Origin of the sequence: Dactylosporangium sp. NPDC049525 (assembly GCF_040676755.1) — a bacterium.
In the GTDB taxonomy this organism is placed as follows: domain Bacteria; phylum Actinomycetota; class Actinomycetes; order Mycobacteriales; family Micromonosporaceae; genus Dactylosporangium.
In genome coordinates this window covers 50,727-68,853 of sequence record NZ_JBFAPO010000046.1, presented here as the reverse complement: position 1 = coordinate 68,853, position 18,127 = coordinate 50,727, and the positions used below count along the sequence as shown (strand labels likewise).

The following is an 18,127-nucleotide window of genomic DNA, read 5'->3' as shown; positions in this document are numbered from 1 at the left end:
CTGTGGTGCTCGGTCTGGTGGCGGCCGCGATCTGGGCCAGCAGGCGTTTTGTGGTCGTCACCGTCGACGGCGGGAGCATGCTGCCCACCTTCACCGACGGCGACCGGGTGCTCGTGCGCCGCACGACGCTCGGGCGCATCCGCACCGGGGACGTCGTCGTCATGCGGCTCACCCCCGGCCCGCACACGATCTTTCACGTCATCAAACGGGCGGTTGCCGTGCCCGGCGACCCGGTGCCCCGCGACCGGGTCCCGCCGCTCGCCGAGGTGCCGGAGCTCACCGTGCCGTCCGGAAAACTCGTCCTGCTCGGCGACAGCCCGATCAGCACCGACTCCCGGCACTACGGATACGCCGAGGAGCGGCACCTCCTCGGTGTCGTCGTCCGCCGGATGGTCACCGCGGCCCCGTCGCGCTGAGCGCCGGCAAGACCGCGGCAGACTTGGGCAGTGGAGTCGTCGACGCGGCCCCCTCCCGCACCTGGGGCACCGCTTCGCGCGCTGTCGGAGGACGCGTTCGGACGGGCAGGGGATCAGGTGAGGTTGTTGTCCAGTGCGTACCGGGTGGCCGCGCTGCGGCTGCGCACTCCGATCTTGTGATAGATGGAGCGCAGGTGGGCCTCGACGGTGCGTTCGCTCAGGTAGAGCCTCCGTGCGATCTCCGCGTTGGTGGCGCCGGTCGCCAGGACGGCGAGCACGGTCGACTCCCGCTGGGTGAGCGGGTGCGGGCCGGGCACCCGGGGGTGCGTGGCGGCCGTCTCGTCCTCGGCGGGCGGGCCGAGCAGATGTCCCGGATCCGGGCAGGTGCTGAGGATCTGGTCCGCGGCGGCCCGTAGCCCGGCCGCGTCGCCGTCGCGGGCGAGCTGCTCGCGAGCGCGGGCCAGCGTGGTGAGCACCTCGACGTGTTCCAGCCGGGCCGAGCCCCGGCGGACCAGCTGATAGGCCCGGGTGAGCGGCGGTTCGGCGACCTCCGGCCGGCCGTCCGCGAGCTCGAGCCAGCCGTGGACGAGGTGCCGCCGGTGGGTCTGGTAGTGCTCGTCCAGGATGCGGAAGCGGACGTCGGTGTCCGCGCGGTCGAGCCACTCGCGGGCCGCGTCGCGCTCACCCCGGAGCACGAACAGCTTGCACAGGCCGCCGATGGCGCGCACGGCGAGCAGGTGGTGGTTGGTCGCGTCGGCCTGCGCCAGCGTGCGAAGGTGGCCCTCGACCGCTTCGTCGAAGTGGTTGAGGCGGGTGTCGACGAATGCCGCGTTCGAGCGGCTCAGGTCGTGCCAGACCTGATCCTGCGGGATCAGGCGGAGGGCCTCCCGCGACCAGCCGAGCGCCCGGCCCATGTCGCCGCAGGCGTAGCTGTAGAACTGCTGGACCAGCGCCTCCTTCGCGCCGAGGTCGGCCCGCGACCGGCCACCGGCGTCGGCGTCGGCGTGCACGGCCAGGTCGATCCAGGACTTCGCGACGCTCAGGTCATTGGCGATCAGCGCGGTCATCGCGCGGGCCGCGAGCAGGTCGGTGTCACTGCACACGGCCGGTTCACCGATGGCGTCGAACCAGCCGAGCACCGTGGCGAGCTGGCCGTCGTTGGCCACTTGGACGTAGTCGGTGGTGATGAAGTCGCAGGCGGTCGCGACGTCCTCGGCGGCCAGCGCGTGCCGGACGGCGTCGACCGCCAGGCCGTGCTCCTGATGCCATGCCGCCGCTCGCCGGTGCAGGACCGGGATGAGCTCGGGTTCCGTGTGTTGCAGCTCGCGCTGGAGCACGTCGGCGATGAGATGGTGGTACCGGAACCACGACCCCTCATTGTCCAGCACGGTCAGGAACTGCAGCTCCTGCTCGGCCCGGTGGAGCTGGCCGGAGGCGTCGTCGCCGTCGGTCACACGGTCGCAGAGCGACGCGCACATCCGGTCGAGGATCGACGTCCGTCGCAGGAACGTCCGCATCGGTGGTGGCTGCCGGTCGAGGACCTCCTCCATGAGGTAGTCGGTGATGTGCCGGACGGTGCCGGAGAAGGCCGTGATGAGGCCGTGGAGGTCGGTGCACCCCTGCAGGGAGAGCGCGGCGAGGTGGAGCCCGGCGGGCCAGCCTTCGGTCCGGTCGTAGAGCACGTCGATGTCGGCGTCGGACAGCGGCGTGCAGACCTCCTTGGTGAGCAGCTGGGCCGCCTGTGCGCGGGTGAAGCGCAGGTCCTCGGCGCCGACCTCCACGAGGATGTTCTCCGCGCGGAGCCGGTTGATCGGCCAGGTGGACGGTGGCCCGAAGCGGCTGCTGACCACCAGGCTCAATGACGGTGGCAGGTGTTCGATGAGCCGGCCGAGGGTCGCATGGATCTGCGGGTCGCGAATGCGGTGGTAGTCGTTGAGCACCAGCGTCACCGCAGCGGTCCGCGCACACAGCTCGTTGACCAGCACCGGCACCACGTCATCGAGCACGCTGGTGCCGGGCGCGGCCAGCAGGCGCCCGGACCGGCAACCCACGCCCGTTCCCTCCTCATTGGCCCCGGCCAGGCCGGCCAGCACGTAGGACCAGAACCGGACGGCGTCGTTGTCGGACTCGTCGACGGAGTACCACGCCGCGGGGCCGGGCACGGTGCGCAGCCATGCGGCGAGCGCGGTCGACTTCCCCCAACCGGCGGGCGCCTCGACGAAGGTGAGCCGTCCGGGCCCGGCGCGGGCCGACAACACGCTGGTCAGCTCCGGACGCTCCATGCATCCGGGCCACGGCCGCGGGGGCAACAGCTTGGTGCACAGCAGCCTGTTGAAGCCGGCCGCCGCGGCTGTCGGTGGGCCGCTTGGCACAGTGCCCGTCATGATCTCCACCTTCTGGCTCATCGGGTGGCATCTACCGGGAACTACCTAGACCGCCGGTTGTCACGCATTAGGCAGCAACACCGATGCCCGGCACGTCAAGCGTTCCTAGCGTTGTCGGCGTCACTCAACTTTCGCACAAGAGGAGCGGGACAAGAGCATGCGAATCGGAATGATCGCGCCGCCGGGCGCCGGCAAGGGAACGCAGAGTGCGCTGATCGCCGCGCACTTCAACATCCCCCACATCTGCACGGGTGAGATCCTGCGTGATCACGTCAAGCGGGGCACCGCTACCGGCCGGGTCGTGAGCGGTTACCTCGATCGCGGGGAACTGGTGCCGGACGAGGTCCTGTGCGACACGGTCCATCAGGCGCTCAACGACGTGATAGCGGCCGGCGGCGACTTCGTCCTCGACGGAATGCCACGCACCATGGATCAGGCGCGGGCAATTCACCGCGTCTCCACGGAACTCGGCATGGCCGCGGACGTGGTGCTCCACCTGAAGGCCGACGACGAGACGGTCAGGCAGCGGATGCTGGCCCGCGCCGCTGTCGAGCACCGCTCCGACGACACCGAGCCGGTCATCGAGCGCCGGCTGGCGCTCTACCATCAGATGACGGAGCCGATCCTGGCCTGGTACGCCTTCCGCGGCATCCTGGTCACCGTCGACGCCACCCGCACCGCCGCGGAGGTGGGCCGGGAGATCCTCGGGGTGCTCGAGGTCCTGCGCCCGGTGATCCGCAACGTCCCGGAGAAGATGCGCCGCCCGGTCGACCTCACCATGCTGACGCCGGCGATGGCGCAGCGCGGCTGACGGCCTCAGCCACGCCGGCACACGCCGCGAGCCCGGACGACCGCGGCGTGTGCCCGGCCCGAGGCCGTCGGCGGTGCAGCCGATCGCCGTCAGGCCCGCGGGGCCCGGTCGATGAGGGCGTCGATCGCGTCGGTGAGCCGGGCGGCGTCGGTCGTGACGAGGTACCGCTGCCCGCGTTCGCCGGGCACCCAGGCGTTCGTGCCGTCGGCGGCGACCGTGTTGTGGCCGCCCGCTCCGGCGAGCGTGTAGACGCGGCCCGTCCCGGCGACGGCGTAGTAGGCGGCCGTCGGGTCCCAGGTGCCGTCGGTCTGGCTCGTGCCGCAGTGGTAGAGCAGGTCGAACACGGCTCGGACGGGGCTGCCCGCCGGATGGGTGGCGCAGACCCGGTTGCCGGCGAACACCTGGGCGCCGATCTCGAATCCGTCGTAGACGGCCGGCGTGGGCCAGGTTGCGACCACCTGCCGGGTGGCGGGCAGGTCCAGGCCGAAGTTCCATTCCGGTGCGCTCGCCGCCGGGTATTCGCCGCCCATGATGACGGTACGGGCGACCTTCCGGGCAATGAGTGCCGCATCGGTGCGGGCGAGCTGCGCGAGGTTGGTGAGTGCGCCGATCGACAGGATCGTGACGCTGTGATCGGGCTGGGACCGCAGCAGCCGGCGGTACAGCGCGACCGCGTCGACCGGGCGGCCGGCGTGCGGGTAGCGCTCGGCGAGCAGGCGGCTGTACGCCTGGTCGACGGCCGCGGCGCCCGACGGCACGCCGATCGGGATGTCCGGCCGTCCGTACCAGGTGTTGAGGGCGTCGAGCCCGGCCGCGTTCCACGGATTGTCCACGTCGGACATCACGCCGAGAATCTGGACCCGGCCGGTGCTGGCGGCGGTGTGCAGCACGGCCAGCGCCGCGACGTCGTCCCACCACTGGCCGAAGTCGGTGTCGACAATGAGCCTGACCGGCCCGGACGGCGGGCCGCCGGCATGCCCGGCCCGGCCGGCGGCGGCGGGCTCGGCCACCGCGACGAGGACCGTGCTGAGGAGCATGGCGAGGACCGTGGCGAGGACCGGGGCTGGGGCGGGGCGGGGTAGGCGCACGGGAACTCCGATGGTCGTCGGGATCGTCGCTCCACCGTTCCACGTGTGGTGATCGTTCGGAAGCGCCGAGTGACCGGGTGGCGCTCAGACGAACGTCGGCCAGGCTCAGCCCCGGCCGGTCGGCGGGAGTGCGTAGACCCGGCGGGCGGTGCCGGCGCACACTCGCTCGGCGAGCCGCGCCGCGTCTGCCGCGCTGATCGCGTCGTCGGCCCGCCAGGTGTCCAGCATGCGGCGCAAGCTGTGCCGGAACTGCGCGGCGCCGACGAGGTACAGCTCGGGCAGCAGGTACGCGTCGGTGGAGAAGAGCACCTTGCCGAACGGGGCGAGCTCGAAGAACTCGGCCAGCACCGCGTCGGCGCGCAGGCCGAGGTGCCCCACGGTCAGGCCGACGTCCAGGTACACGTGCGGATAGACCTGTGCCAGCCAGCCGGCCTGGCGGTGGAACGGGTAGCAGTGCAGCAACACGACGGGCGCGTGGACGGCGCCGAGGAACGGCTGGAGGAGCGCGGGATCGGCGGCCGGCAGCGCCAGGTCGCGGTCGCCGAAGCCGGTGTGCACCTGCAGCGGCAGTCCCGTGTCGGCGCCGGCCCACAGCAGGTGGCGCAGCAGCACGGGATCGGTGAGCCGTCCACCGCCCCCGCGCAGCCAGTCGCCGGTCGCCCGGCGCACCTCGGTCGCCGGCGGGCGCTCGGCGGGCACGGCCAGCCCGGCGCGATACGCGATGACCGACTTGACCGCGACCGCGTGCACCGTGCGGCGTTCGAGGGTCTCCGCGAACGCGGCGGCGAATCCCGACGCGTCGACGCCCGTGGACGCCACGTGTTCGGCCACCGCTTCGAGCCGCACGACCTCGCGTACCGTCGCGCCGGCGAAACCGGCGAGCGTCCCGGCGTCGAGCAGGTCCGGGCCGGCCAGGCCGGTGTCGACCAGTAACGTCGCGAGGCCCGCCGAGCGCAGCAGGGTCTGCGTCGCGTCGCGCCAGCCGATGGCCGAACGGCGGGCGAGGTAGTCGCCGATCTCCGTGTGCCTGGGCAGCCCGAGCGCGGGCGCGCACCAGCGCCGGACCGCCAGCCCGACCTGACTGTCCAAATAGGACACTCCGGCCGGCGCGGGCAGCTGCGCCTCGGTGCACGCGAGCTCGAATGCCGCCGCGTCGAGCTCTCCCGCGACGACGGTGTGGCAGTGGGCGTCGATCAGTACCGCCACCGGCTGGCCTCCGCGACCGCCGTCGGTTCGGCGTTGCGGAACAGCTCGGCCTCGGCGCGCCGCACCGCACAGAACGCCTCGAGCAAGGGTTCGCCGAGGGCCGCCGGGAGCAGGTCGTCGCGGCGCAGTGCGTCGATCGCCGCCTCGACGCCACGCGGCAGCCGGGGCGGTCGCTCGGCGTCGGGCAGCAGCGCCGGGTCGACGGGGGTCTCCGGCGGCAGCCGCCGCTCACCGCCCGCGGTCCCGGCGACGACCGCGGCGACCGCACCGACCAGCAGGTACGGGTTCGCCGCGCCGTCGCAGCACTTGAGCTCGGCGTTGGCGGCCGTGTCCCGCTCGCCGAGGCTGCCGGTCACCAGGCGCAGCGCGGCCTCGCGGTTCTCGTGGCCCCAGCACTGGTACGGCGCCGCCCAGTGCTGGGGTACCAGACGCAGGTGGCTCGCCACGCTCGGTGCGCCGATCGCGGTCAGCGCGGGGAGCCGGTCGAGCAGCCCGGCCAGGATCGTCTCGCCCTGGGGGGTGAGCCCGTACGGCCCGTCGCCGCCGCTGAACAGGTTGCGGCCGTGCGACCAGGCGGACAGGTGCAGGTGCTGGCCGTTGCCGACCTGCCCGGCGACCACGACCGGCGCGAACGACACCCGATGGCCGAACGACCGGGACACCGCGCGGATGGTCTGCCGGACGAGCACGTGCCGGTCCGCCGCGGCCACGGGGTCGTCGGCGCCGACGGAGAGCTCCAGCTGCCCCGGCGCGTACTCCGGGTGGAACTGCTCGACCGGCACGTCCTGCGCGTCCAGCGCGGTGAGGAGACTGTCGACGTACGAGGACAGCTCCACGACGCGGGTCATGCCGTACGCGGGGCCCTGGCCCGCCGGCACGGCGTCGTCGGTGCCGACGAACCACTCGACCTCGAACGCCATGCGCAGGTCGACGCCGCGCTTGTGGGCGCGCTCGGCACTGGTGAGGGCGAAGATCCGCTGGCAGCCGGGGTGCGGCTCGCCCTCCTGGGTCAGCCGGTCGGCGGGCGCCCAGGCCCAGCCGGGTTGGGCGGCGAGCACGGTGAACCGGTCCAGGTCCGGGTACAGCCGCAGGTCGCCGACCGGGCCGCCGGCGTGGCGGCTGGTGGTGATCGAGTCGTCGAGCAGGAACACGTCGAAGACCGGTGACATGCCGACGCCCCACGCCGCCGCGTGCCCGAACCGGTCGATCGGCACCGTCTTCACCCGGGTGATGCCCGCGTTGTCGACGAAGGTCAGCGCCACCGCCCGTACCCCGCGGGCGGCCGACTCGCCGGCGAGCAGGCGCGCACGGGCGCTGCGTTCCTCACGCTCCATGGCCGACGCCAAGCTCCGTGGCGCGCCGGCCGTTTGCCCGCCACCATGCCGCGTACGTGCCGTCCCAGGGGAGCGGGTCCCTGCGTGCACCGTCGGAGCGGTACGTGCGGCGGGTGGGGAAGACCGTGACCGCCATCTCCGCGTCGGACTCCCGGGAGGCGAGCCTCACCTCGTCGAAGGAGTCGTCGACCGGGACGACCGGCCGGCCGCTCATGACGACGTGGATGTGGTCGAAGATGCCGTGCTCGAACGAGTCGAACACGGTGATCGTCAGGAAGCAGGCGCCGAGCGGGTTGGGCGGGTCGGGTTTCTCGCGGGCGGCCGCCCACTCCGCAATCGTGTGCCCCGCCCCCCATTCGAACGCGGCCACCTCCCCAGGTCGCAGGAGGCGCTCCCGCCGCGCGGCGGTCGCCTCCACGAACTGAGCCGCGTCGTCGAGCCGCACCCGCGCGGTGGTCGTGCCCTCGTTGATCAGTACGCCCCGGGTCTGGAACCACATGAGCCGGTTCCGTTCCCCGTCCCGCGCGAACAGCCGCGCCGGCGAGGCCGCCTCGGCCTGCGCCACAGACCGCTGGTCGAGCAGGCGCAGCTCGTTCCCGTACGGCATCCGGTCACGCGTCGCGTCGATCAACGGGGGCCATTGCGGCGCCTCGAACAGCGCGACGACGAGCGGCGCCCGCTCGTCCGTCCTGGCACGGGCCGCTTCCCGGACCGCCGCCGTGGCGGCCTTGAGGACCTCCTGGGCGAGGACGACCTGCTCGTCGGCGGCTTTCGACTGCGCCGCGCTGATCTCGACCTGTTTCTGCAACTCCGGCAGCTGCTTGGCGGCGGCCCGGGCCGCACCGCGCCCCGAGCGGGCGGCCGAGGCGGCGGCAACCGCCGCGGCGACCGCACCGATGGCTGAGATGATCTGAATCCACTCGGCCAGCGTGAGACGACCAATGCTGGCTGCCAGCGCATCCCAAAAAGCCCGCACGTCAAGGCCCACCTTCACAGAGACTCACCCTGCGGCCGGGCCCGTGCCGGACCCGGCCGCTCACCGGTCGATGTGCGACCTGCCCCGCCCGGGAAGGTATAAGCGCCTGATCCCGACGTGACGGCCGCAGCTGGCCGCTATACCGAGTGAGGATGAGCCGTGGGGTGTGTGGCCTGTGTCGGCGCGTCCTGTCGGCGGTGGCGCTTCCGCGGATCCCGATGTGTGTGCAGGTTCCGGAGCCGGTACCCGACCCCACTGGAAGGCAGTGGCCGGATCGCACCGGCGATGAACAGTCGGTGCGATCCGGGTGACCAGGGAGATGCGCCCCGCTCGGCGGCTGAGCGGAGTCGATGCGTTACGGACGGTTCAACCATGCCGCTGCAGCCGCTAGCATCGGCGCACCGACCGAAGCGCGGCGACAGGGAGACGACATGTCCACTGCCAACCAGCTCGCTGACGACCTGCTCGATGTGATGCTCGACTTCTTCCCCGTCGGTGCCTCACTGCTCGGCATCCCCGGCCGCGACGACCAGATGCGGGACTACAGCGAAGCCGGCGACACCGCCGTCAAGGACCGCGCGCTCGCAATCGTCGCCCGTGCTGAGGCGCTGGACCCTGACGGCCTCAGCGACGACGATCGGCTCACCCACGGCGTCATCCTGCAGCAGGCACAGTCCGTCGTGGACACCATCGACCTGCGCTCCACCGAGTATGCGATCACCGACACCTGGACCGCGCCGGCCGCAGCGTTGCTGGTCCAACTGCCGATGGTCGGGCTGACCGACGCCACCCGCGCCGACGGCTATCTCGCCCGGCTCGGGAAGCTCCCGAAGGCGTTCGCGCAGATCGCCCAGCGCCACCGCGAAGGCGTCGCCGCGGGCCGGCGGCCAGTCCGGCACCTCGTTGAAGGCGCTGTCGCACACCTCGACCGCTACCTGGCCAACGCCGATGATGACCCGCTACGCAAGCCCGCGCCGGCCGAGGACAATGGGTTCGCCGTCGAGCGTGACCGGCTGATCGACGAGGTCGTCCGGCCCGCTGTCGCGGCTTACCGCGAGATGCTCGCCACGGAGATCGCCCCCGCCTCCCGCAATCTGCAGGAGGCCGGGCTGTGCTTCCTGCCCGGCGGCGACGAACTGTACCTGCGGCAGGTGCGCCTGCACACCACGACGCACCGCACACCCGACGAGCTGCACAGCGTCGGGCTCGACCTGATCGCCGGGCTCGCCAGGGAGTTCGCGGAGATCGGCGCGGAGGCGTTCGGCAGCTCCGACACCGCCGACATCCTGCACCGCCTGCGCACCGACCCGGCGCTGCGCTGGCGCGACGGCGACGAGATCCTCGACGCGGCACGGGACGCGATCGAGCGCGCCGAGAAGGCCGCACCTCAGTGGTTCCGCACGCTGCCAGCGCAGCGGTGCACGGTCTCGGCGGTCCCTGCCGACGAGGCCCCCGGAGCCCCCGCCGCCTACTACCTGGCCCCGGCGATCGACGGCAGCCGCCCGGGCGTCTACTTCGCCAACACGTTCCAGCCCGGCGACCGCGACCGCACGGTGTCCGAGGCGACCGCCTTCCACGAGGGCGTCCCCGGCCATCACCTGCAGATCAGTCTCGCGCAGGGGCTGACCGAGCTGCCGCTGCTGCGGCGGATCGCCATGTTCACCGCATACGGGGAAGGCTGGGGCCTGTATGCGGAGCGCCTCGCCGACGAGATGGGTCTCTACTCCAGCCCCCTCGCCCGGCTCGGCATGCTTGCCACCGACTCGATGCGCGCTGCCCGTCTCGTCGTGGACACCGGCATCCACGCGAAGGGCTGGAGCCGCCAGCAGGTCGTGGACTATCTGCGGGTCAACACCGCAATGGCGGAGGTCGAGATCCAGTCCGAGACCGACCGGTACATCGCCGATCCGGGCCAGGCGCTGGCGTACATGGTGGGCCGCCTGGAGATTCAGCGGCTCCGCGAGCACGCCCGCGCCACGATGGGGGAACGGTTTGACATCCGCGCCTTCCACGACACCGTGCTGACCTCCGGCCCGCTGCCCCTGGAGATCCTCGCGCAGCTCGTCCAGCGCTGGGCGTCGTGACGGTGCTGTGCATTGAGCCCTCACGTTGATCGAGCGCCGTAGCATCTTCACAGCGGTGGCCTGCGGGAAGACGACTGTCATCCGGGAGGCGCTGGCGTCCTGCGGCAAGGGAGCGGACTGCGCCGGTAGGGCCTGACGACGCGCGGCAAGCCCTCAAGGTGCTGCGGAAAGTACAACTACGGGGCGGGGCGGTCGACCCGGCCAAGGGCCGCGTCGACCGCCCCCAACTGGCGCTACGTCGACGACGTCGAGGCGTTGATGACCAGCTGTCCCTGCCTGTCGTGGCTCAGGCGGAGAGCAGGCCGCCGTCGATGGTCACGGACTGTCCCGTCAGGTAGGCCGCACCCGGACCGAGCAGGTACATGATGAGGGCGGCCACCTCCTCGGGATCGCCCTGCCGGCCCAGCGGCACCCGCGCGACGATGCCGTTCAGGGCGGCCTCGGCGTCGGCCTGGATGTTCCAGTACGGATCGTTGAACGGGGTGTCGATCCACCCGGGGCAGACGCTGTTGACGCGAACGCCACGGCCCGCGAGCTCGACCGCCAAGGATCGGGTCAGGCTGATGAGGGCGCCCTTGGACGCGGCGTAGGCGAACGTGCCGGGGCTGCCGCGGTGGGCCGCGGTCGAGCCCGTGAACACGATGCTGCCGCGGGTGTCCGCCAGCGCCGCCACGGCCGCCTGGGCCAGCAGGTAGGGCGCCCGCACGTTCACCGCCATGGTCGCTTCCCACGCTTCGACCGCGAAGGACTCCAGGGGAGCGACGAGGTGCAGGCCGGCGGTCACCACGACGTGGTCGAGCCGCTCGAACGCCGCCAGGGCGGCGTCCACGGCGGCCTTCGGCGCGTGCCGGTCGGCCAGGTCGTGGTGCCCCACGACGATCCGCCCCGGGGCCTCCTGCGCCGCCACCTCCTCGGCCGCCGCGTCGTTGACGTCGGCCAGGTACACGTCGGTCCCGGCGGCGCGCAGGGCCCGCACGGTGGCCCGTCCGATGCCGGTGGCGCCGCCGGCGACCAGCGCGACGGTCACTCGCCTGCCACCGCGTACGCCCGGTAGTTGGCCGATCCCGGCCCGGCCGCACGGTTCTTCACCACGGCCGCGGCGTGGTACACCGCCGAGCTCGGCGTGGCGGCACGCACGACGGCGGGGACGTCGCCGCCCTTCGCGTCGCTGCCGGCCAGGGCGTCGAGGATCCGCGCGAGGAACTGGGGCAGGTCGTTGGGCAGCTGCGAGGTGATGAGGTTGCCGTCGACCACGACGGCCTCGTTGCGCCAGTCGCCGCCGGCGTGGATCACGTCGTCCTTGATGACGGGGACCGACGTGACGGCGCGGCCCTTCACGATGTCCGCCGTCGCCAGCAGCCACCCCGCGTGGCAGATCGCGGCGACCGGGGCGGCCCGGTCGTTCAGGGCGCGGACGAACTCGACGAACTTCGGTTCCCGGCGCAGGTATTCGGGTGAGAAGCCGCCGGGCACGATCACCGCGTCGAAGTCGTCGGGCGACACGTCCGCGATGCCGACCTCGGCCACCACCGGGTAGCCCAGTTTGCTGGCGTACACCTCGCCGGCGCGGCTGCCCACGATCGTGACCTGCACACCGGCCTCGCGCAGCCGCAGGACCGGATACCACAGCTCCAGCTCCTGGTACAGGTTCTCGGCCAGGACAGCGACTCGAGCCTTCTGCAGTTCCATCAAGTCCTCCGTCAGACCGTTATCGACAGGATGCGTCGCGGGTTGTGAATCATGATCTGGTCGAGCTGTTCGTCGGTGACGCCCTTGGCCTTCAGGCGCGGGACCCAGTTGGTGAACATGTAGTTGAGGTTGACCTTCTCGTTCTCCAGCTGCGGGTCGGACTCGGTGACCGTCGCCCGGGGGTTGAAGAACCACCGGTCGAACGACAGGACGATGCGGTCCAGGTAGCCGTCCTCGATGAGCTCGATGAGGGCGTTGGCCATCGCCTCGTCCAGCTCCTCCGCGCTGCCGACGCGCCAGGGGATGCCGATGTGGTCCAGCTGGACGTTCGCGCCCATCTTGAGGACTTCGCGCATCATGGCGACCTGCGGCGGGACGAAGGCGTGGCCGATGATCACCTTGGACAGGTCCATGCCGACCTCGTCGAGGATCTCGAGCTGCTCGCGTCCCGGGTTCGTGACCTCGAAGTCCATCGGGTCGATGTGGGTGTTGATGCCGCAGCCGGTCTCCATGGCCGCCTTGCCGGCCGCCCGGATCAGGCGGTCCTCCACCTCGTGGACGTGGCGGCCGTAGGCGCCCACCGGGCTCGGCTTGGGAAAGACGCTCTCCTGCCCGGTGGCGATCTTGATGGCGCCGGCCTTGTACGGCGTCTGCTGCCACGCGAACACCATGCCCTCGGTGAGGTCGCGCACGAAGAACTCGGTGAGCTCCTCGATGGTCTGCCGGCGCCAGTAGTACGGCACGCCCATGCGCTCCGGGAAGAACCCGGTGATCGCCACGACGTTGATGCCGGTGCGCTTGGCGACGTCCACCATGAACTGCGGGTGGCGGCCGACCTCGGCCGGGGTCATGTCGATGAGGGTGTTGTACCCGTTGGGAATCATGCCGTCGATGACCTGGGCGCTGACCCGTTCGACGGCGGCTGGGTGGTCGAACGCGGTCCGGTGGTCCAGCTCGGCCCCGGGGTACCCGTAGAGCAGGTGCTCGTGGGTGAGGATGCGGCCCGACTTCTCGGCCGGGACGTCACCGAGCACGGTACGGAAGATCTGCATGACGAAACGCTCCTTCGACGTCGACGAGAGCAGGCGGGCGCGGCTCAGCCGGCCAGCTCGGTCCGCAGCCGGGTGAACATGGAGGGGAGGGCGTCGGCGTCCGCCGCGACGCGGTCGGGATCGACGTCGAGGACGAGCTCCCGGACCAGGTGGGCGCCGGAGCCGCTGGCGAAGATGGGCACCTGCGCGGCGCGCAGCCGGCGCAGGAGTGTCACCTGCTCGTCGCTGACCGCCGGGCGACCGGCCACGGTCCCCGGCACCACCAGTGCGTCCACGTCCTCGGACACGACCTCGTCCGGGACCGTGTCGCCGAGGACCGGGTAGCCCAGGTGGCTCTCACACGGACCCTCCCCAGGACCGACGACCTTGACCTCCGCCCCCTCCTCCCGGGCGCGCAGGACCGGGTACCAGAACTCGAGCTCCTGGTAGCCGTCGAAGGCGAAGACGACGATCGAACGGTTGGACAAACTCATGCGGAGTGACCTGGCCTCTCAGGAAAACTGGTCTACAAGAAGGACCAGTTGGAGTGTGTCACAGGATTGATTGGCAGGGAAGCTCGTCAGGAGCCGGGCCGGCCCGCGGCGAGCTTGTCGAGCGCGTAGGACGCGGCCCCACGCAGTGCCGCGTCCTCGTCCTCCGGCACGTGGTGCAGCTCCGTGCGGGCCCAGCGCGGCCGGGTGCGGTCCCAGTGTGTTCGCACCGCCCGCCCGAACCAGGTGTCCGGGGCCAGGGCCGCGCCGGCCAGGACGATGCGGTGCGGGTCATGCGTCGCGACGATCGTGCGCAGGCCCGCGGACAATGCGAGCGCGGCCCGGTCGAGCACGTCGGCCGCCCGCTGGTCGCCGCTCCCGGCCGCGTCCTGCAGGTCTCCGGCGTGCAGGACACGCCCGCTGCCCGCCCGCGCGGCGAGCACCGGACTCGACCCGTCCCCCGCGAGCGCGTTCGCGGCGTCGGCCAGGCCCCGTCCGGAGACCAGCCGCTCCAGGCAGCCGGTGCCGCCGCAGGGGCAGCGGGGACCGTCGACGTCGATCACCACGTGGCCGAAGTCGCCGGCTCCGCCGAGCCCGGGATCCAGCGAACCGTCCCTGATCACCGCTCCGCCGATGCCGGTGCCCATGGTCAGGACGGCGGTCGTCCCGTGCGGCCAGCGTGCCGCCACGCCCAGCGCGGTGGCCTGGGCGTCGTTGAGCAGATGGACGGGCAGCGGCAGGTGCGGACGCAGCGCGGCCGCGACGTCGGTGCCGTCGGTGAAACCGAGGTTGAGGGCGGTGCCGACGATGCCTTCCTGGACCACGCCCGCGAGTCCCACGCCCACCGCGGCCGGCGCCTGGGCGAGCTGCGCGGTGGTGCGCAGGACCAGGTCGGCGACCGTGGCGTACTGCTCGGCCAGGCCCGGCGGCTTGGCGCGGCGGTCCTTGCGCACGATCCGGCCGCCCGACACGGCGGCCGCCCGGATCCAGGTCCCGCCCCAGTCGACGGCGGCCACGAGGACGTCGTGACCACCGCCGACCGCGACGTCAGTCAACGCAGCCCGGCCGGTACTCGCCGGCCACCGAGAAGAGGCACGTGGCGGGCTCGTGGCTCATGTTGTAGAACGAGTGCGGTGTGCCGGCCGGGATGCGCACGCCGTCCCAGGGGTCCAGCTCGACCCACTTCTTCGTGCCGGTGAGCTCGACGTGCAGGTTGCCCGACTCCACGAAGATCACCTTGTCGGCGCCGTGGCTGTACACGTCGCTGCGCTGGCCGCCCAGGAACGACATCTTCCCGGCGGTGAGGTGCTCGGTGCTGGCCAGGATGCCCACGAGGATCTCGCGGCCCCGGGTGGAGCCCTCCATCCGCCAGAGGGTGTCGGCCTCCCGGATCATCCAGGTGGTCCGCTCGCGCGGGGTGTCGCGGGCCATCGGCCAGTTGCCGAGCAGCTCGTCCTGGCCCTGCTTCGGCGGGCCGTCGAGCGGGGGCTGGGAGCGGGCGTAGGCGCCGCCCGTGCCGGCCTTGGGGGCGGGCTGGAAGAACTCCAGCATCCGCAGCTGGACGTTGCTGTGGTTCCACTGGTAGTGCCAGGTGTCCTTGCGGAAGAAGATGGCCTCACCCGGGTTGACGACGAAGACCTCGCCGGTGACCGGGTTGCTCTGGACCATGCGCCCCTCGAGCACGTAGAAGAGCTCGTCCGCGCCGAACACGGTGGGGTGGGCGGGCGAGGAGATCGCGGAACCGTTCGGCGGCATTCCCACAATATTGAGGTTCATCGTTGCGTCGTCGGCGTAGAACCAGTCGCACAGCCGTCCGGTGGTCTCGTCGCCCCACGTGCGCCGCTCGAGGTCCCGGTATCGAAGGACCTGCGGCTCGCGGATGCTCTCGTCTGTCATGTCGCCCTCTCGTGGCACCAACTGGTCTGTATATTAGACCAGTCTGGAGGACCGGGCCGGGCGTGTCAATCGAATCGGCCATGCGCGGCAAGGGCGTTAGGATGCAGCGCACACGAACGAACCCGAGGAGTGGCAGCCGTGGCGAAGGCACTCGACCTCAAGGTCTCCCCGGCCCGGGTGGAGGGCCGCAACAACGCGGTCGAGGCCTACCGTGCCCTCTCCGAAGCGCTGACCGTGGGCCAGTTCCCGGCCGGCACCCGGCTGCCCGGTGAGCGGACCCTGGCCGCCGAGCTCGGGGTCAGCCGGGTGACGCTGCGGCAGGTGCTCAGCGCCCTGGCCGATGCCGGACGGATCGTGCCGTCGCCGCAGCGCGGCTGGTTCGTGGCCGAGAACCGGCTCGTGCACGAGCCCAACCGGCTGCGCGGGCTCAGCGAGGTCGCGCGCGAGCGCGGCATGGAGGCGACGTCCCGGGTCGTGCGGGCCATGGTCCGCCCGGCCACCCTGGCCGAGGCGGAGGTGCTGGGCATCGACGACGCCCAGCCGGTGGTCGACCTGCGCCGGGTCAGGTTCCTGGACGGCTCGCCGCTCAGCGTCGACCACTCGTGCCTCGACGCCGCCCGGGTGCCCGGCATCGAGGCCGTCGACTTCACCGGCCAGTCGCTCTACGACGTGCTGCGCGACCGGTATGACATCGCGGCCAGCCGGTGCGACTACGAGCTCGCGGCGGAGGCGGTCAAGGCGCGGGAGGCCAAGGTGCTCGGCCTCGAGCCCGGCGACCCGGTGCTGGTCGGTTACCAGAAGACCTTCGACCAGCACGACCAGTGCTTCGACGTGGGCCGCCAGCTGTACCGCGGGGACGCCTACCGGTTCCAGGCGTCCCTGTTCCGCTTCTAACCCTGCAGCTTCCCGCCTCTTCAGCGTCCAGCCCTTCCGCTTCTAGCCTTTCATCGCGCCCGATGCCATGCCCTGCATCAGCCGCTTCTGCACGAAGAGGAAGAAGATCACCACGGGGATCGTGAAGATCACGCTCGCCGCCATCACCCCGCCCCAGTCGGTGTAGTAGCTGGAGAAGTACTGCTGCAGGGCGACGGGAAGCGTTTCGATCTCGGGCCGCTGCATGTACGTCGCCGAGAACATGAGCTCGTTCCACGACGTGATGAACGCGTAGACGGAGCTCGCCGCCAGCCCCGGCCAGGCCAGCGGGAACACGATCGACCAGACGGCGCGCAGCCGGCTCGCCCCGTCGACCAGCGCGGCCTCCTCGAGCTCGAACGGGATCTCCACGACGAACGAGCGCAGCATGAACGTGCACAGCCCCACGGTCAGGGCCAGGTGGCTCAGGGTCAGCCCCTGAAACGTGTTGAGCAGGCCGGCGTTGCGGAACAGCGTGAACAACGGGATGACGAGGATGGTCTGCGGCAGCAGCTGCGTGACGAGGATGACGACCGTGAGGATGTGCCGGGTCCGCAGCCGGTAGCGGGCCAGGGCGTAGCCCGCCAGCAGGGCGATGAGGCCGGTCAGCGCCGTCGTGGCGACGGCGACGATGAGGGAGTTGCGGAACTGGGTGGGAATGTTGCCGTCGAGCAGGTGCGTGTACCGCTCCACGGTCGGCGACGTGACGATGAACCGCGGGGTGCGGGTGAACAGCTCGCTGTCGGGCTTGACCGACGTGACCAGCATCCAGAAGAACGGGAACAGGCTGCTCACCACGATCACGGCGACGAACAGGAACAGCGCACCACGGCGCAACAGTGACGTCATCGAACGTCCTCTCGATTCAGCCGGACGTACAGCACGCTCACCGCGGCCAGCATGAGGAACAGGACCACGGCCATGGCCGCGGCGGAGCCCTGATCGAGCTGGGCGAAGGCCTCCAGCCAGGTCAGCAGGGACAGCACCTCGGTCGAGTGGTCCGGGCCGCCGGGCGGTGTGGTCATCACCAGGAAGTGGTCGAAGGACTGATACGCCCAGATGGTCGAGATCGTGGTCATCACGACCAGCAGGGGACGGATCATCGGCAGCCGGATGCGGCGCAGGATCTGCCAGGCGCTGGCGCCGTCGACCCGGGCCGCCTCCACCACCTCGCCGTGGGTGCCGCGCAGCCCGGCGAACAGGGAGACCGCCACGAAGGGGACCGAGTGCCAGACGACGGCGACCGTGATGGCCACCATGGCCGGTGTACCGGTGCTGAACCAGGAGTAGCCCTTGAAGGAGTCGAGGCCGAACCAGTTGACCAGCAGCCAGTTGACCACGCCGTACTGGTCGTCGAACATCCACTTCCAGACCACGCCCGACGCGACCCGCGGCATGGCCCAGGGGAGCAGCACGATGACGCTGAGCACCTTGGCGGCGCGGGGTGCGGCGTCCAGAACCAGGGCGATGGCCAGGCTCAGCAGGATCGTGGTGACGACCACCGCGGCCGCGAACAGGGTCGTGCGCAGCAGCGCGGCGGTGTAGTTCGGGTCGGCGAAGATGTCGCGGTAGTTCTGCAGCCCGACGAACGGTCCGCGCTGCAGGTACTCACCGTCGTAGAACGACAGCCAGATCGTGCGCACCACCGGATAGCCGACCACGCCGGCGATCACCGCGAGCAGCGGCGCCAGAAAGGCCCATGGCAGGAAGCGCTTCTCGAAGCCTTGCTGCCCGCGCGGCAAGCGCCGCTCGCGCAGCGCCCCCGGGGTTGCCGAGGACGCTGCGCGACGGATTGTGGTCTTCACATTC

At 71.5% G+C, this 18,127-nt stretch carries 17 protein-coding genes; 4 read left to right on the top strand and 13 right to left on the bottom strand.

Annotated features, from left to right (window positions below):
- The first annotated feature begins 2 nt into the window (after positions 1 to 2).
- Positions 3 to 416: a signal peptidase I gene (lepB, locus tag AB0K00_RS42195; protein WP_363533372.1), complete on the top strand. Its 414-nt coding sequence runs from the start codon at positions 3 to 5 to the stop codon at positions 414 to 416.
- 113 nt (positions 417 to 529) lie between these two features.
- Here the strand turns inward: lepB and AB0K00_RS42190 are convergent, their stop codons facing one another.
- A complete protein-coding gene (locus tag AB0K00_RS42190) occupies positions 530 to 2,800 on the bottom strand; it encodes a LuxR C-terminal-related transcriptional regulator (protein WP_363533369.1) in 2,271 nt (756 codons plus the stop codon).
- A gap of 157 nt (positions 2,801 to 2,957) precedes the next feature.
- On the opposite strand from AB0K00_RS42190, the gene AB0K00_RS42185 reads away from it, so the two are divergent.
- The gene (locus AB0K00_RS42185) at positions 2,958 to 3,611 is read left to right on the top strand and encodes an adenylate kinase (RefSeq protein ID WP_363533366.1); all 654 of its coding nucleotides are present in this window, start codon (positions 2,958 to 2,960) and stop codon (positions 3,609 to 3,611) included.
- A gap of 89 nt (positions 3,612 to 3,700) precedes the next feature.
- Here the strand turns inward: AB0K00_RS42185 and AB0K00_RS42180 are convergent, their stop codons facing one another.
- The 4 genes from AB0K00_RS42180 to AB0K00_RS42165 all read right to left on the bottom strand — a co-directional run bounded on the left by AB0K00_RS42180 (position 3,701) and on the right by AB0K00_RS42165 (position 8,233).
- Positions 3,701 to 4,699: a nucleoside hydrolase gene (locus AB0K00_RS42180; protein WP_363533363.1), complete on the bottom strand. Its 999-nt coding sequence runs from the start codon at positions 4,697 to 4,699 to the stop codon at positions 3,701 to 3,703.
- Positions 4,700 to 4,804: 105 nt separating this feature from the next.
- Complete coding sequence (locus AB0K00_RS42175) at positions 4,805 to 5,905, bottom strand: amidohydrolase family protein (RefSeq protein WP_363533361.1); 1,101 nt, start codon at positions 5,903 to 5,905, stop codon at positions 4,805 to 4,807.
- Positions 5,893 to 7,239, bottom strand: coding sequence for a glutamine synthetase family protein (locus tag AB0K00_RS42170; RefSeq protein ID WP_363533358.1), 1,347 nt, complete (start codon positions 7,237 to 7,239; stop codon positions 5,893 to 5,895). The genes AB0K00_RS42175 and AB0K00_RS42170 overlap by 13 nt, the downstream gene beginning before the upstream one ends.
- Positions 7,229 to 8,233 carry a hypothetical protein gene (locus tag AB0K00_RS42165; RefSeq protein WP_363533355.1) on the bottom strand — a complete coding sequence of 335 codons (1,005 nt, stop codon included), beginning with the start codon at positions 8,231 to 8,233 and terminating at the stop codon, positions 7,229 to 7,231. The genes AB0K00_RS42170 and AB0K00_RS42165 overlap by 11 nt, the downstream gene beginning before the upstream one ends.
- Before the next feature lie 413 nt (positions 8,234 to 8,646).
- Between AB0K00_RS42165 and AB0K00_RS42160 the strand changes: the two genes are divergently transcribed.
- Positions 8,647 to 10,299 carry a DUF885 domain-containing protein gene (locus AB0K00_RS42160; RefSeq protein WP_363533352.1) on the top strand — a complete coding sequence of 551 codons (1,653 nt, stop codon included), beginning with the start codon at positions 8,647 to 8,649 and terminating at the stop codon, positions 10,297 to 10,299.
- Positions 10,300 to 10,585: 286 nt separating this feature from the next.
- Here AB0K00_RS42160 and AB0K00_RS42155 read toward each other — a convergent pair whose 3' ends face one another.
- The 6 genes from AB0K00_RS42155 to AB0K00_RS42130 all read right to left on the bottom strand — a co-directional run bounded on the left by AB0K00_RS42155 (position 10,586) and on the right by AB0K00_RS42130 (position 15,406).
- Positions 10,586 to 11,326: an SDR family oxidoreductase gene (locus AB0K00_RS42155; RefSeq protein WP_363533349.1), complete on the bottom strand. Its 741-nt coding sequence runs from the start codon at positions 11,324 to 11,326 to the stop codon at positions 10,586 to 10,588.
- Complete coding sequence (locus tag AB0K00_RS42150; RefSeq protein WP_363533346.1) at positions 11,323 to 11,988, bottom strand: type 1 glutamine amidotransferase domain-containing protein; 666 nt, start codon at positions 11,986 to 11,988, stop codon at positions 11,323 to 11,325. The genes AB0K00_RS42155 and AB0K00_RS42150 overlap by 4 nt, the downstream gene beginning before the upstream one ends.
- Before the next feature lie 11 nt (positions 11,989 to 11,999).
- Entirely contained in the window at positions 12,000 to 13,040 is a 1,041-nt protein-coding gene (locus AB0K00_RS42145) for a hypothetical protein (RefSeq protein WP_363533344.1), read from the bottom strand.
- Between the two features lie 44 nt (positions 13,041 to 13,084).
- Positions 13,085 to 13,513, bottom strand: a complete 429-nt coding sequence (locus AB0K00_RS42140) for a DJ-1/PfpI family protein (protein WP_363533342.1) — start codon at positions 13,511 to 13,513, stop codon at positions 13,085 to 13,087.
- A gap of 86 nt (positions 13,514 to 13,599) precedes the next feature.
- Positions 13,600 to 14,565 carry an ROK family protein gene (locus AB0K00_RS42135; RefSeq protein ID WP_363533339.1) on the bottom strand — a complete coding sequence of 322 codons (966 nt, stop codon included), beginning with the start codon at positions 14,563 to 14,565 and terminating at the stop codon, positions 13,600 to 13,602.
- Positions 14,558 to 15,406 carry a cupin domain-containing protein gene (locus tag AB0K00_RS42130; protein ID WP_363533336.1) on the bottom strand — a complete coding sequence of 283 codons (849 nt, stop codon included), beginning with the start codon at positions 15,404 to 15,406 and terminating at the stop codon, positions 14,558 to 14,560. The genes AB0K00_RS42135 and AB0K00_RS42130 overlap by 8 nt, the downstream gene beginning before the upstream one ends.
- 138 nt (positions 15,407 to 15,544) lie before the next feature.
- Between AB0K00_RS42130 and AB0K00_RS42125 the strand changes: the two genes are divergently transcribed.
- Positions 15,545 to 16,300 (top strand): GntR family transcriptional regulator, encoded by a 756-nt coding sequence (locus tag AB0K00_RS42125; RefSeq protein ID WP_363533333.1) that lies wholly within the window; start codon positions 15,545 to 15,547, stop codon positions 16,298 to 16,300.
- 42 nt (positions 16,301 to 16,342) lie between these two features.
- Here the strand turns inward: AB0K00_RS42125 and AB0K00_RS42120 are convergent, their stop codons facing one another.
- Positions 16,343 to 17,167, bottom strand: coding sequence for a carbohydrate ABC transporter permease (locus tag AB0K00_RS42120; RefSeq protein WP_363533330.1), 825 nt, complete (start codon positions 17,165 to 17,167; stop codon positions 16,343 to 16,345).
- Positions 17,164 to 18,123, bottom strand: coding sequence for a sugar ABC transporter permease (locus AB0K00_RS42115; protein WP_363533327.1), 960 nt, complete (start codon positions 18,121 to 18,123; stop codon positions 17,164 to 17,166). Before AB0K00_RS42115 ends, AB0K00_RS42120 begins: the two co-directional genes overlap by 4 nt.
- Positions 18,124 to 18,127 lie beyond the last annotated feature (4 nt).